The 12,356-nt window shown below is 59.8% G+C and carries 15 protein-coding genes and 1 other RNA gene; 7 read left to right on the top strand and 9 right to left on the bottom strand.

Annotated features, from left to right (window positions below; translation table 11 throughout):
- Positions 1 to 179 precede the first annotated feature (179 nt).
- From QLG10_RS27060 to QLG10_RS27040, 5 genes are read right to left on the bottom strand one after another with little or no spacing between them, the layout of a single operon-like run.
- Complete coding sequence (locus tag QLG10_RS27060; protein ID WP_248678894.1) at positions 180 to 1,397, bottom strand: 2-octaprenyl-3-methyl-6-methoxy-1,4-benzoquinol hydroxylase; 1,218 nt, start codon at positions 1,395 to 1,397, stop codon at positions 180 to 182.
- A gap of 9 nt (positions 1,398 to 1,406) precedes the next feature.
- A complete protein-coding gene (locus QLG10_RS27055; RefSeq protein ID WP_110748002.1) occupies positions 1,407 to 1,892 on the bottom strand; it encodes a DUF4442 domain-containing protein in 486 nt (161 codons plus the stop codon).
- Entirely contained in the window at positions 1,885 to 3,072 is a 1,188-nt protein-coding gene (ubiH, locus tag QLG10_RS27050; RefSeq protein WP_282488322.1) for a 2-octaprenyl-6-methoxyphenyl hydroxylase, read from the bottom strand. Before ubiH ends, QLG10_RS27055 begins: the two co-directional genes overlap by 8 nt.
- On the bottom strand, positions 3,069 to 4,403 hold the full coding sequence (gene pepP, locus QLG10_RS27045) for a Xaa-Pro aminopeptidase (protein ID WP_282488321.1): 1,335 nt from the start codon (positions 4,401 to 4,403) through the stop codon (positions 3,069 to 3,071). Before pepP ends, ubiH begins: the two co-directional genes overlap by 4 nt.
- A gap of 26 nt (positions 4,404 to 4,429) precedes the next feature.
- Positions 4,430 to 4,987: a YecA family protein gene (locus QLG10_RS27040; RefSeq protein WP_110748010.1), complete on the bottom strand. Its 558-nt coding sequence runs from the start codon at positions 4,985 to 4,987 to the stop codon at positions 4,430 to 4,432.
- Positions 4,988 to 5,184: 197 nt separating this feature from the next.
- Between QLG10_RS27040 and QLG10_RS27035 the strand changes: the two genes are divergently transcribed.
- The 4 genes from QLG10_RS27035 (at position 5,185) to QLG10_RS27020 (ending at position 6,624) form a co-directional block, all read left to right on the top strand.
- Positions 5,185 to 5,394, top strand: a complete 210-nt coding sequence (locus tag QLG10_RS27035) for a TIGR02449 family protein (RefSeq protein WP_007982902.1) — start codon at positions 5,185 to 5,187, stop codon at positions 5,392 to 5,394.
- The gene (locus QLG10_RS27030; protein WP_008055229.1) at positions 5,391 to 5,708 is read left to right on the top strand and encodes a cell division protein ZapA; all 318 of its coding nucleotides are present in this window, start codon (positions 5,391 to 5,393) and stop codon (positions 5,706 to 5,708) included. Before QLG10_RS27035 ends, QLG10_RS27030 begins: the two co-directional genes overlap by 4 nt.
- Before the next feature lie 30 nt (positions 5,709 to 5,738).
- Positions 5,739 to 5,917: non-coding RNA, 6S RNA (ssrS, locus tag QLG10_RS27025), on the top strand.
- A 101-nt stretch (positions 5,918 to 6,018) separates the two neighbouring features.
- Positions 6,019 to 6,624, top strand: a complete 606-nt coding sequence (locus QLG10_RS27020) for a 5-formyltetrahydrofolate cyclo-ligase (protein WP_282488320.1) — start codon at positions 6,019 to 6,021, stop codon at positions 6,622 to 6,624.
- A 33-nt stretch (positions 6,625 to 6,657) separates the two neighbouring features.
- Here QLG10_RS27020 and QLG10_RS27015 read toward each other — a convergent pair whose 3' ends face one another.
- On the bottom strand, positions 6,658 to 6,813 hold the full coding sequence (locus QLG10_RS27015; RefSeq protein ID WP_020797268.1) for a hypothetical protein: 156 nt from the start codon (positions 6,811 to 6,813) through the stop codon (positions 6,658 to 6,660).
- 195 nt (positions 6,814 to 7,008) lie between these two features.
- Between QLG10_RS27015 and QLG10_RS27010 the strand changes: the two genes are divergently transcribed.
- Positions 7,009 to 7,461: an EVE domain-containing protein gene (locus QLG10_RS27010; RefSeq protein ID WP_282488319.1), complete on the top strand. Its 453-nt coding sequence runs from the start codon at positions 7,009 to 7,011 to the stop codon at positions 7,459 to 7,461.
- A 114-nt stretch (positions 7,462 to 7,575) separates the two neighbouring features.
- On the opposite strand, the gene QLG10_RS27005 is transcribed toward QLG10_RS27010, so the two are convergent.
- Entirely contained in the window at positions 7,576 to 7,983 is a 408-nt protein-coding gene (locus tag QLG10_RS27005; RefSeq protein WP_110748016.1) for a flagellar basal body-associated protein FliL, read from the bottom strand.
- Between the two features lie 150 nt (positions 7,984 to 8,133).
- Between QLG10_RS27005 and QLG10_RS27000 the strand changes: the two genes are divergently transcribed.
- Positions 8,134 to 9,111, top strand: coding sequence for an NADPH:quinone oxidoreductase family protein (locus QLG10_RS27000; protein ID WP_282488318.1), 978 nt, complete (start codon positions 8,134 to 8,136; stop codon positions 9,109 to 9,111).
- Positions 9,112 to 9,161: 50 nt separating this feature from the next.
- Here QLG10_RS27000 and QLG10_RS26995 read toward each other — a convergent pair whose 3' ends face one another.
- Complete coding sequence (locus QLG10_RS26995; RefSeq protein ID WP_168759104.1) at positions 9,162 to 9,776, bottom strand: energy transducer TonB; 615 nt, start codon at positions 9,774 to 9,776, stop codon at positions 9,162 to 9,164.
- Between the two features lie 331 nt (positions 9,777 to 10,107).
- On the opposite strand from QLG10_RS26995, the gene glpT reads away from it, so the two are divergent.
- Positions 10,108 to 11,457: a glycerol-3-phosphate transporter gene (gene glpT / locus QLG10_RS26990; RefSeq protein ID WP_110748025.1), complete on the top strand. Its 1,350-nt coding sequence runs from the start codon at positions 10,108 to 10,110 to the stop codon at positions 11,455 to 11,457.
- Here the strand turns inward: glpT and QLG10_RS26985 are convergent.
- Positions 11,433 to 12,101: a gamma-glutamylcyclotransferase gene (locus tag QLG10_RS26985; protein WP_282488316.1), complete on the bottom strand. Its 669-nt coding sequence runs from the start codon at positions 12,099 to 12,101 to the stop codon at positions 11,433 to 11,435. The genes glpT and QLG10_RS26985 overlap by 25 nt on opposite strands.
- Positions 12,102 to 12,356 lie beyond the last annotated feature (255 nt).

Below are 12,356 nucleotides of genomic sequence, written 5' to 3'. Positions count from 1 at the left end.
GGACTCACATTTCGCTTCTCAATCGAACAGTTTCCGGAGGAGTTACCAGATGTTGCACAGCGGGAATTGATAGTGAATGTGCTGACGCCTTCGCGAGCAAGCCCGCTCCCACATTTGAAATGCATTCCCATGTGGGAGCGGGCTTGCTCGCGAAGAGGCCATCAGCCACACCAAGGACATCAGGCCTTGGCCAGCGCCGGCAAATCCCCGATCAACCCCAACGCCTCACGCACGAACAGCGCCTTGGCCTCGGGCATCCGGTCAACCCAATTCAACCCGACATTACGCAACAGGCGCACGGGCAACGGGTCAGCCTGGAACAGCCGTTCAAAACCTTCCATTGCCGCCATCAACGCCAGGTTATGCGGCATCCGCCGACGTTCGTAGCGGCTCAGCACCTTCACGTCCGCCAGTCGCTCGCCACGGGTTGCCGCTTGCAATAGCACTTCGGCCAGCACGGCAGCATCCAGGAAACCGAGGTTCACGCCCTGCCCGGCCAGCGGGTGAATGGTGTGCGCGGCATCGCCGATCAAGGCCAGGCCCTCTGCCACGTACCGCTTGGCATGGCGCTGACGCAGCGGCACGCACAGGCGTGGGTCCGCACTCAGTACCGTGCCAAGTCGACCTTCGAAGGCCCGCTCCAGCGCACGACAGAAACCCTCGTCATCGAGTTCCATCAAGTGCCCGGCTTCGCTCGGCGTGGTCGACCAGACGATCGAGCACCAGTCCTGCTGGCCGTCGCGCTCAAGCGGCAGGAACGCCAGCGGGCCATTGTCGGTAAACCGCTGCCAGGCGGTCGCTTGATGAGGTTTTGAGCAGCGCACGCTGGTAACGATGGCGTGATGCAGGTAGTCCCATTCGCGCGTGGCGACACCGGTCAAACGCCGCACCGCCGAGTTGGCGCCATCCGCCGCGATCACCAGCGGCGCGCGCAAGGTACGGCCATCGGCCAGGGTCAGCAGCCAGTCGTCGCCGGAGCGGCGCATTTGTTCCAGGCGCGCGTTGGCCAGCATGCCCAGGTCACAGTCGTGCAAGCGCTCGAGCAAGGCGTCCTGGACCACACGATTCTCGACGATATGGCCCAGCGCATCGGCATGCACGCTGGCCGCCGAAAAGTGGATTTGCCCGGTGCCGCTGCCATCCCAGACGTGCATGTCGCTGTAGGGACTGCTGCGCCGGCTGGCAATACCTTCCCAGACACCCAGGCGTTCGAGAATTCGCTGACTGGCAATGGACAATGCACTCACGCGCGGCTCGAACGGCGCCTGCGGGTCATAGGGTTTGACGCTCAACGGGCTGCCATCGAGCAGCAGGACTTCCAGCCCGCTGTCCTGCAACGCCAGCGCCAGGGCGCTGCCGACCATTCCGGCCCCGACAATCAGCAGATCTGCGCGCATTTCCATGCTTTAAGCCTGTCTCGCTTGCGGCTTGAGCCGCACGTAAAGGGTTTTTCCGACACGCGCCACCAGGTGGCCGGCGCCGTCATGGATATCGACCTGCAATTGCGGCAGGTACTTCTTGCCCTCCGCCGTCTGCCGGCGGATTTCGTCGAGCAAGGTGTCATCGATGTTGAAACGGGCGAATACCGGGCCTTTGCCCGGCGCAATGAAATCGATGTCGGCGGCCTTGTCCCAGATGATGTACTCGCGACCGAGGTTTTCCATCAGCATCAGCATGAAGAACGGATCGACCATTGAATACAGGCTGCCGCCGAACTGCGTGCCGACGTAGTTGCGGTTGTACCAACTCAAGCCCATGGACACCTGGACATCACGAAAGTCATCGCTGATGTACCGCACCCGAACCCCGGCACCAAGGTACGGCGGATAGAGGTTCATGAACCGGCACATCAAGCGGGCCTTGCCAAACCTGCGCGTCAGCCACTTAAACATCAGGGCGAGTACCCAGGCCCATGGCTTGCCGGGCGAACCAGCGCTTGGCCGGCGGCAGCAGGTCAAGACCGAGCAAGCCCAGATTGCGCCCCAATGACACCAACGGCTGAGTACTGCCGAACAGGCGCGTGACCTGGTCGGAGAAGCCCACGGTGAGGCTCTGGTCCAGTCGCTGGTGCTCGCGGTAATCCTTCAAGGTGGCGAAGTCGCCCGGCAGGCGTTCGCTGGCGAGCAGCGCATCGGCCAGCGCCTGGGCATCGCGCAGGGACAGGTTGAACCCCTGGCCGGCAATCGGATGCAGGCTGTGGGCAGCATTGCCGAGAACCACCAGGTGCGAGCGCACCTGCTCTTCGGCCTCCACCAATGCCAGCGGATACAAGTGCCGCGCACCGACTTGCTTCAACGTGCCGAGACGATAACCGAACACCCCCTGCAGCTCTCTCAGGAAACTGCGCTCATCAAGGGCGGCCAGGCGCTGTGCATCCATGCCCTGGCGGGTCCAGACCAGCGCGCAACGATTGTCCGGCAACGGCAGGAACGCCATTGGGCCGTCATCGGTGAAACGTTCGAACGCCATGCCGTCATGGGCTTCGCTCGGGGTGATGTTGGCGATCAGCGCGCTCTGGTTGTATGGGCGTTTCTTGATGCCGATGCCCAGTTGCTCACGCAAGCCTGACCGGCCGCCATCGGCGAGCACCGCAAGGTCGCAATCGAGCGTGGTTTCGTCATTCAGGGTCAGGCGGTAGCCGTCGGTCAGCGGTTCCATGCGCGTAACTTCCGCCGGGCAACGCCAGCTGATCACATCCTTGTCCAGGCCCTGCCACAGGCAATGGCCGAGCCAGGCGTTTTCCACCACATACCCCAGCGCCGGAACGCCCTCTTCCATCGCCGACAGTCGCGCCGTGGAAAAACGCCCACGGTCAGAGACGTGAATCTGCTTGATCGGCTCTGCACGCCGGGAGATTTCCTGCCAGACGCCCAGGCGCTGATAAATCTGCCGCGCACCGAAGGACAACGCCGTGGAACGCGCATCGTAACTGGGTTGATAGCTGTCCCCGGGGGCAAACGGTTCGATCAACACGATCTTCCAGCCGCGGGCCTTTGCCCCGGCCTGCAAGGCTAACGCCAGACTGGCGCCAACCAGGCCGCCACCGATAATCGCCAGGTTGACTCGATTCATGCCGCTTGTGTCCGTGCTTGCGCCATCAGGGCCTCGATCTCGGCGACGGTTTTCGGTACGCCTTTCGTCAGGATTTCACAGCCGGCCTTGGTGACCACGACATCGTCCTCGATGCGCACGCCAATGCCGCGCCATTTCTTCGCCACGCTCTGGTTGTCCGGAGCAATGTAGATCCCCGGCTCCACGGTCAGCGCCATGCCCACTTCCAGCACGCGCCATTCGCCACCGACCTTGTACTCGCCGACGTCATGCACATCCATGCCCAGCCAATGGCCGGCGCGGTGCATGTAGAACGCCTTGTAGGCTTCGCTGGCGATCAGTTCGTCGACGTCACCCTGCAACAGTCCCAGCTCGACCAGGCCCGAGGTAATTACCCGCACCGTGGCTTCGTGGGCCTGGTTCCAGTGCTTGTTCGGGGCAATCTCGGCAAACGCGGCTTCCTGGGCGGCCAACACCAATTCGTAGATTGCCTTCTGTTCTGCGCTGAATTTGCCGTTGACCGGCCAGGTACGCGTGATGTCGCTGGCGTAGCAGTCGATCTCGCAACCGGCATCAATCAGCACAAGGTCACCGTCCTTGAGCAGCGCGTCATTCTGCTGGTAATGCAGGATGCAGCTGTTGCGCCCCGCCGCGACGATCGAGCCGTAGGCCGGCATCTTTGCCCCGCCCTTGCGAAACTCGTAATCGAGTTCGGCTTCCAGGCTGAACTCGTGCAACCCGACACGGCTGGCCTGCATCGCACGCACATGCGCCTGGGCGGAAATCCGTGCGGCTTCGCGCATCACCTTCACTTCTGCCGCCGATTTATACAGGCGCATGTCATGCAGCAGATGATCCAGGGCAACGTATTCGTTCGGCGGCTGGGCGCCGAGGTTGGCCTTGGAGCGGATCACGTTGATCCATTCCATCAGGTGCCGGTCGAATTCCGGGTTACTGCCCATTGCCGAGTAGACGCTATCACGGCCTTCGATAAGGCCGGGCAGGATGTCGTCGATATCGGTGATCGGGAAGGCGTCGTCGGCACCGAAGTCGCGAATCGCGCCCTCTTGCCCGGCGCGCAGGCCGTCCCACAACTCGCGCTCGGCGTTGCGTTCACGGCAGAACAGGATGTATTCACCATGCAGGCGACCCGGCATCAGGACCAACACGGCCTGAGGCTCGGGAAAACCGCTGAGGTACTGGAAGTCGCTGTCCTGGCGATAGACGTGCTCGACGTCGCGGTTGCGGATGGCGACCGCGGCGGCGGGCAGGATGGCGATGCTGTTGGGTTCCATCTGCGCCATCAGGGCCTTGCGGCGACGGCTGTATTCCGATTTCGGGATATGAATCATGGGCAGATGGCGTTCCCTGGCATTGATCAGTGCAGCGACGGCTTGGCCGCAGCCGCTGCGTCTTTCTTGGTTTCCGAGAACAGCAGCAGCGGCGCGACGCGCAGGTACTCCATGACTTCCATATAGTCGGTTTCGCCGTCTTCGGACTCTTCCAGCGCGTCTTGAACCTGGGAAATGGCTGCAAGATCCTGCAACACTTCAGTGGCCTCAGTGCTCAGCATGCTACTGTCGCGGCAATTCAAGCCGAAACCACTGAGGAAGCCTTGGCACCATTGGCCCAGAGCCACGGCGCGTTCGGCCAGCGGAGCGTCGTCGGTCGGCAGCAACAGGACGACGGTTACGTCGTCGCCGGTGAGCTCACCCTTGACCATCTCTTGCAGGCCGATCAGGGCGTTGCGAACGTTGTCCTGCGGCTCGCTTTCGAGCAGCTCGGCGGCGTCGATCAGCCAGCCTTCGGCGTCGAAGCCGGCGCCGGCGCAGCTGCGGCCGAGCAGCAGGCCGTGCAGTTCGGCAGGCGAGACGTTATGACCGCTGGAGGTCAGCAGGGTGGCGAAGCCTTGGTACGGGGAATTCTGAATGGTCATGGGCAGCTAGGCGCCAGACGGCGCTATGTCTAGAATGAAGGCCTTGTATCCTACATCGACTACCCCTGTAGGAGCGAGCACGCTCGCGATGAACCTGAGAGCGCCGTGGGTTATCAGGTACCCAGCGTTATCGTTGAAGACCATCGCGAGCATGCTCGCTTCTACAGTTACCACCCATCAGACGAACAGTGGACACAATGGAAGACACCGACCTGCAAGCGCTGATGGCCAGACTCGAACTGCTGATTACCCGAGTCGAGCAACTTAAGAGCCAAAACGGACTCTTACTAGCTCAGGAAAAGACCTGGCGCGAGGAACGCGCGCACCTCATTGAAAAAAACGAAATCGCCCGGCGTAAGGTCGAATCGATGATTTCGCGCCTCAAGGCCCTGGAGCAAGACTCATGAGTTCAAGCAATAGCGTCACTGTGCAGATCCTCGACAAAGAATATTCGATCATCTGCCCCCAGGAAGAGCGCAGCAACCTGGTGAGCGCCGCTCGCTACCTGGATGGCAAGATGCGCGAAATTCGCAGCAGCGGCAAAGTCATCGGCGCCGACCGCATCGCCGTGATGGCCGCGCTGAACATCACGCACGATTTGCTGCACAAGGAAGAGCGACCGGATATCCAGGCCAGCGGTTCAACCCGCGAACAGGTGCGCGACCTGCTCGATCGCGTCGATCTGGTGCTCGCCACTGATCCGGATGTCACCAAGGGCTGATTCGCGTCACCGCTTGCGGTATACTCTGATCACTCCCTGGGGTGCTTGCCAGTTGGCGATGTCCCTGAGCCGATTTGCTATACCCTGGAGGTCGCACGTTGGGCTGGTGTGCATGTCCGCTAGACGGAAAGCCTTAAAGCCTACTGCGTCTTCCACCTTGAACTTTCGGGTTCAAGGGCTAAGTCGACAGCGGCACATCCGGGGAGCCTGATTCCAGTCCGATGCCGGTTTAATACCGGCATCGGCGTTTTTACTGCTCTGCTTTTTTACAGAGGCGCTTTAGGTAACCGTATTGCCGAAGCCAAAATCCATGACCGAACCTGCGCTGCTCCCTCGACCGCAACTTCGACGCATGCTGCGCAAGGCCCGCCGCGCACTGACCCCCAGTCAGCAGCGCCAGGCGGCTCGCGGGCTGTACAAGCAGTTGGCCCAGCAACCGCTGTTCCGCCGCGCCAAACACATCTCTCTTTACCTGCCCACCGACGGTGAAATCGATCCGCGCCTGTTGCTGCGTGCGGCTCAACGTCGGGGCAAGGCTACCTATCTGCCGGTGCTCAGTGCCTGGCCGCGAACCAAAATGGTGTTCCAGCGCATTCGCCCCGGCGAAAAGCTCAAGCCTAATCGCTTTCGTATCCTCGAACCCAGGCACAACCTCGCACGACAACGCAAAGTCTGGGCGCTGGACCTGGTGCTGCTGCCATTGGTGGGGTTTGACGATGTGGGCGGACGCCTGGGCATGGGCGGCGGCTTCTATGATCGAAGCCTCGCCTACCTGGCGCGTCGCAATTACTGGCGCAAACCGACGTTGCTGGGGCTGGCCCATGAATGCCAGAAGGTCGAGCGGCTGGCTCAAGCGAGCTGGGATGTGCCGTTGCAAGGAACGGTGACGGACAAGGCCTGGTATTACGCAGGCTAGACGCCACCGCGCTCAGGCGTCAAAAAGCAAGGATCAGCGCTTGAACGCTGTCGATTGTTGCTGCAGCGCCGAGACCTCGATGGGTGCATCGGTCTTGTTGTTCCACAGGCTTTGGGCATAGCCGGTGGTCACGACGCCAAGGCCGAACAAAATAACCAAAATCCAAAGTAAATCCGGTTTGCGTTTCATCGATTGCCCCCCAAAGGCATATCAACACGATGACAGCAGCGGTTTCCGTTTGTAGGCCGTGCAGCAGCGTCAAGCTTGAAAGGCCGGCATTTTGCGACAACGTGAACCGGCACGCAAATGCTGGCGTCAACCGACTGTCGGTTTGTCATAAAATTGCCCGACAACCTTTCCACCCACTTCGCAAGGAGCCAAACCATGGCCTATTGGCTGATGAAATCCGAGCCCGACGAACTCTCGATCAAAGGCCTGGAGCAGCTTGGCAAAGCGCGCTGGGACGGGGTTCGCAACTATCAGGCGCGTAATTTTTTACGCGCAATGGCGGTGGGGGACGAGTTCTTTTTCTACCATTCGAGCTGCCCGGAACCGGGGATTGCCGGGATTGGCAAGATTGTCGAAGCGGCGTATCCGGACCCGACGGCGCTGGAGCCTGAGAGCCATTACTACGACCCTAAGGCAACACCGGATAAAAACGCCTGGAGTGCCATCGATGTCGCTCATGTGGAAACGTTTTCCAGGGTGTTGAAGCTCGACTATCTGAAGCAACAGGCAGCGTTGGCGCAGATGCCTTTGGTGCAGAAGGGTTCGAGGCTGTCGGTGATGCCGGTGACGACGGAGCAGTGGGCGGCGGTGATAGCACTTAAGCCGTAAGACGTGCGGCGGTAATCAGAATGCTTTCGCGAGCAGGCTCGCTCCCACGGGAGAACGCATTCCAATGTGGGAGCGAGCCTGCTCGCGAAAAGGCCTGCCCGGACAACGCAAGTCTTATTGGATAATGAGGTTGTTGAACAACAGGTCCTCAACCACCGGTTTGCCGGTTTCATCATTCATGATCTGCTGGGTTTGCTTCAGGGCTTCCTGACGCAGCTTTTCCTTAGCCTCTACATTGTTCATCGTCTCGGCGGACTGCTGGGCAAACAGCGCCACCAGTTGATTACGAATCAACGGTTCGTTGGCCTTCACCGCTTTGGTGGCCTCGTCACCCGTCACACGCAATGCCACATCGGCCTTGTAGACCTTGAGCTTCGGCGTGCCATCGAGCCCGTAGTTGCCCACGAACGGCGGGCTCAAGGTGACGTAATTGACCTTCGGCGCCACCTCTTCCTTGGCCTCTTCGGCCACCGCTGCCATAGGCAAGGAAAGGCCCAGCAACAACATGATCCACGCTTTCACAATTCGCTCCTTATCCGGTTTGCGGCCTAGCATAACCACCCGCCACGCCAGCACAAGCTTATGGCTGGTTATCAGGGCCGGGCATGCTCGTTGACCCGTCGACTCACACACCTACACTTATCGGCCATCACTCCCAAAGGAATAGCCCTGATGAAAGCCGTGCTGTGCAAAGCCTTCGGCCCTGCCGAATCGCTGGTGCTGGAAGACGTCGCCAGTCCTGTCGCGAAGAAGAACGAAATCCTGCTGGAGGTGCACGCCGCCGGGGTGAACTTTCCCGACACGCTGATCATCGAGGGCAAGTACCAATTCAAGCCGCCCTTCCCTTTTTCCCCCGGCGGTGAAGCCGCTGGCGTAGTCAGCGCCGTGGGCGAAAAAGTCAGCCACCTGAAAGTCGGTGACCGGGTCATGGCCCTTACCGGCTGGGGCAGCTTCGCCGAACAGGTCGCGGTGCCGGGTTACAACGTGTTGCCGATCCCGCCTTCCATGGACTTCAACACCGCCGCCGCCTTCAGCATGACCTATGGCACTTCGATGCACGCCCTCAAGCAGCGCGCCAACCTGCAACCTGGCGAAACCCTGCTGGTACTGGGCGCCTCCGGCGGTGTCGGCCTGGCGGCTGTGGAAATCGGCAAGGCCATGGGCGCCCGGGTGATCGCCGCGGCCAGCAGCGCGGAAAAACTTGCCGTGGCCAAGGCCGCGGGTGCCGACGAGCTGATCAACTACAGCGAAACCAGCCTCAAGGACGAAATCAAGCGCCTGACCGATGGCCAGGGCGCCGACGTGATCTACGACCCGGTGGGCGGCGACCTGTTCGACCAAGCCATCCGTACCATCGCCTGGAACGGCCGCTTGCTGGTGGTCGGTTTTGCCAGTGGACGCATTCCCGAACTGCCAGTGAACCTCGCACTGCTAAAGGGTGCAGCAGTGCTCGGCGTGTTCTGGGGCTCGTTCGCCCAGCGTCAGCCGCAGGATAACGCCGCCAACTTCCAGCAGTTGTTTGGCTGGTTTGCCGAAGGCAAGTTGAAGCCGCTGGTGTCGCAGGTGTACCCGCTAAGCAATGCCGCGCAGGCCATCAATGACCTGGGCCAGCGCAAGGCCGTTGGCAAGGTGGTTGTGCAGGTTCGCTGAGCCCGCCACACGGTCTGGACTCCCGTCAATGGTGTCCAGGCCGCCCCAAACTAAAGCAACTTGCGAATATCCTCCGGCAAAAACCTCACATACCTGGACACCGGGTTGTTAAGGCACTCCCTGACAATGATCGGTACTTTCCTGTTCATCCTGGCTATCAGCGCCAGGCGCCGCTCATTGGGTAATGTCGTCGCAGAAAAGGCATTCGATAAATATGCACGGGTGTAGTGGAACGCAGTGGTATCAGCCCAGGCGTGTTCCGGCGTGTTGGCCGTGACTGCATTTAGATCGCGACATTTCAGTTTCTTAAGCCATTCATTGAGATGAAGGGGTAACGCTGAATTGAATCCAAAGACCATCGGCGCAATCACTTCCTGTTCCGCAGGCTTCCCATCCTCAACCGTCCATGGCTTGAACCGCCACTGCCCTATCGCCACCCTGCATGCCTCGGCCAAATCATGATGATCGCTTTGCAAAATACTTACCTTGCTAACCGAGCCATCGGCATGGACCGTAAACCTGACCCTGACATCACCGATGATTCCGGCCCGTTGCAGCGCCGGCGGATAAATCGGCTTGGGGTTGTGCTCCGGTATCAGGAACACGTCACCTCCCCTACTTTCAACAGACAAAACCAACAGCACCAAACACATAACCCACCGCATAACGCATCCCCCCTTCTTACCCTGCATCGCCAAACCTGGCTGCCAGACAAAGGGTAAAGATCGAAGGCTTTGGGCTGAAGGTCATGGCTTCCGGTAAAAGCGCAGGACCTTTCCCAAAAAGCTGCCCTACTGCGTTCAGATCAGGCACATCTACGTCGAAACGGTAACACTTCCTACACCGCCCTTCATTTACGTCTGGGCGACATGTTCATAAAGGAACGCTCGATTTCCAACATTTCCGCTGTTTTGTCGATGAGAACCGATGCTATTTTCGGTAACGAAACTGTAACATTCGCATCCGCAGTCAAAACAAGAAATTTGGAGCTCTTGAATGTTTGCTTTCTTTCGTCCTGCCGCACATCAGGCTCCACTGCCTGAAGAAAAAATAGACAGCACCTACCGACGCCTGCGCTGGCAGATCTTCGCCGGTATCTTTATCGGTTACGCCGGTTACTACCTGCTGCGCAAGAACTTCTCCCTGGCCATGCCCTACCTGATCGAAGAGGGCTACACCCGTGGAGAATTGGGCGTGGCGCTGTCGGCAATTGCCATTGCCTATGGTTTGTCCAAGTTCCTGATGGGCATCGTTTCCGACCGTTCCAATCCCCGCTACTTCCTGCCGTTCGGCCTGTTGGTCTCGGCAGCAGTGATGTTCACGTTCGGTTTCGCACATTGGGCGACGTCCAGCGTGACCATCATGTTCATCCTGCTGTTTATCAACGGCTGGGCGCAGGGCATGGGCTGGCCGCCGAGTGGGCGGACCATGGTGCACTGGTGGTCGCAGAAGGAACGCGGTGGCGTGGTGTCGCTGTGGAACGTGGCGCATAACGTGGGTGGCGGCTTGATCGGCCCGCTGTTCCTGATCGGCATGGGCCTGTTCAACGACTGGCACGCTGCGTTCTATGTACCGGCGGCAGTGGCCATGGCCGTGGCGGTGTTTGCCTTCATCACCATGCGCGACACCCCGCAATCGGTCGGCCTGCCGCCAATCGAGAAGTACAAGAACGACTATCCGGAAGGCTACGACGCCAGCCACGAAGAGGAATTCAGCGCCAAGGAAATCTTCGTCAAGTACGTGCTGCGCAACAAGATGCTCTGGTACATCGCCCTGGCCAACGTCTTTGTCTACCTGCTGCGCTACGGCGTGCTGGACTGGGCACCGACCTACCTCAAGGAGGCCAAGGGTTTCACTGTGGACAAGACCTCCTGGGCGTATTTCTTCTATGAGTGGGCCGGTATTCCGGGCACGTTGCTGTGCGGCTGGATGTCGGACAAGATCTTCCGTGGCAACCGTGGCCTGACAGGCATGGTGTTCATGGCATTGGTGACCGTGGCGACGCTGGTGTATTGGCTCAACCCGGCCGGCAACCCGACGGTCGACATGATTGCGCTGGTCTCCATTGGCTTCCTGATCTACGGCCCGGTGATGTTGATCGGCCTACAGGCACTGGAGTTGGCACCGAAGAAAGCCGCCGGCACGGCTGCGGGCTTCACGGGGCTGTTCGGCTACCTGGGAGGTTCGGTCGCGGCCAGTGCAGCGATGGGCTATACCGTGGACCATTTCGGCTGGGACGGCGGTTTTATCTTGCTGATCGGCGCCTGCCTGCTGGCGATGGCCTTCCTGGCGCCAACCCTATGGCACAAGCAAGTCGCCAGTCAGAGCCGCGAAGCATTGGCTTGATCATCCTTTGACTTACAGCGCTTGAGCCGCGCCTCCAGATTGCGGTCTGGCATGGCGTGGCTACGCAGGGCGTGGGCGGTCTGCTCGACATAATCGCGAGTAGTGCCGTAACGCCCGCAAGCGTTTTCGAACACGTGGCTCAGGACATGATCCGGCAGGTTGCCGGCATAACTGGGCAGATGCCGCTCCAGGACAAATCCCAATGCCTGAACCTGGTTGCCGTCTTCCAGTCGGCAGTTGAGCCAGTGCGGGCGATAGGACGGAAATGGCATCTCACGTTTCCATAGCGCATACAACGAAGCGTCCAGCTGTTCATCTGGCAAGCGATAGGCGAAACCGCTGCAGGAGCCGCCGCGATCCAGACCAAAGACCAGCCCGGGCATTTCCGGCGTGCCACGATGCTCGTGGGACCACAGGTACAAACCGCGATGATAGCCATGCACTCGCCCGCGAACGCGCTCGACCGCCGTGCATTCAGGGCGCCAGATCAGCGACCCATACGCGAATAACCACACCGGCCCGCCTTTGTGGCGCGCCATGGTCGACTGCATCGAGCTGAGCAATTGTTCGTGCGTGAGTTGCGGCCCCAGATCGAGCTGCGGAGGATAGGACAGGTTCAGAAACGAAGATTCAATGGCGCTCATGGCGAATAGCGTTCAGCTCCCCGCGAGTAGACAGTTACTAAATAGAACGCACCGCTGTAGCAATAAGGCACATATGTATTCAAGTAATTGAAGCGCATTGGCGCAACTCTTAATTAATTACTTGAACGATATATAACCTACCGACATTTATATGATTTTATAAATACCGATCGGCTATATAGAGAGTTATAACGGGAGGAACTGTAGGAGCTGCCGCAGGCTGCGATCTTTTGATCTTCAAGGCAAGGTCAAAAG

The organism is Pseudomonas sp. V98_8, from assembly GCF_029967975.1.
Taxonomy (GTDB): Bacteria; Pseudomonadota; Gammaproteobacteria; order Pseudomonadales; family Pseudomonadaceae; genus Aquipseudomonas; species Aquipseudomonas umsongensis.
The sequence above is the reverse complement of the archived record's forward strand: the minus strand, read 5'-3'. Positions and strand labels throughout refer to the sequence as shown.

Bases quoted from the DNA above. Each gene is read 5' to 3' on its own strand.
- QLG10_RS27060 (WP_248678894.1), bottom strand. From the start codon at position 1,397: ATGCGCGCAGATCTGCTGATTGTCGGGGCCGGAATGGTCGGCAGCGCC.
- QLG10_RS27055 (WP_110748002.1), bottom strand. From the start codon at position 1,892: ATGTTTAAGTGGCTGACGCGCAGGTTTGGCAAGGCCCGCTTGATGTGC.
- ubiH (WP_282488322.1), bottom strand. From the start codon at position 3,072: ATGAATCGAGTCAACCTGGCGATTATCGGTGGCGGCCTGGTTGGCGCC.
- pepP (WP_282488321.1), bottom strand. From the start codon at position 4,403: ATGATTCATATCCCGAAATCGGAATACAGCCGTCGCCGCAAGGCCCTG.
- QLG10_RS27040 (WP_110748010.1), bottom strand. From the start codon at position 4,987: ATGACCATTCAGAATTCCCCGTACCAAGGCTTCGCCACCCTGCTGACC.
- QLG10_RS27035 (WP_007982902.1), top strand. From the start codon at position 5,185: ATGGAAGACACCGACCTGCAAGCGCTGATGGCCAGACTCGAACTGCTG.
- QLG10_RS27030 (WP_008055229.1), top strand. From the start codon at position 5,391: ATGAGTTCAAGCAATAGCGTCACTGTGCAGATCCTCGACAAAGAATAT.
- QLG10_RS27020 (WP_282488320.1), top strand. From the start codon at position 6,019: ATGACCGAACCTGCGCTGCTCCCTCGACCGCAACTTCGACGCATGCTG.
- QLG10_RS27015 (WP_020797268.1), bottom strand. From the start codon at position 6,813: ATGAAACGCAAACCGGATTTACTTTGGATTTTGGTTATTTTGTTCGGC.
- QLG10_RS27010 (WP_282488319.1), top strand. From the start codon at position 7,009: ATGGCCTATTGGCTGATGAAATCCGAGCCCGACGAACTCTCGATCAAA.
- QLG10_RS27000 (WP_282488318.1), top strand. From the start codon at position 8,134: ATGAAAGCCGTGCTGTGCAAAGCCTTCGGCCCTGCCGAATCGCTGGTG.
- QLG10_RS26995 (WP_168759104.1), bottom strand. From the start codon at position 9,776: ATGCGGTGGGTTATGTGTTTGGTGCTGTTGGTTTTGTCTGTTGAAAGT.
- glpT (WP_110748025.1), top strand. From the start codon at position 10,108: ATGTTTGCTTTCTTTCGTCCTGCCGCACATCAGGCTCCACTGCCTGAA.
- QLG10_RS26985 (WP_282488316.1), bottom strand. From the start codon at position 12,101: ATGAGCGCCATTGAATCTTCGTTTCTGAACCTGTCCTATCCTCCGCAG.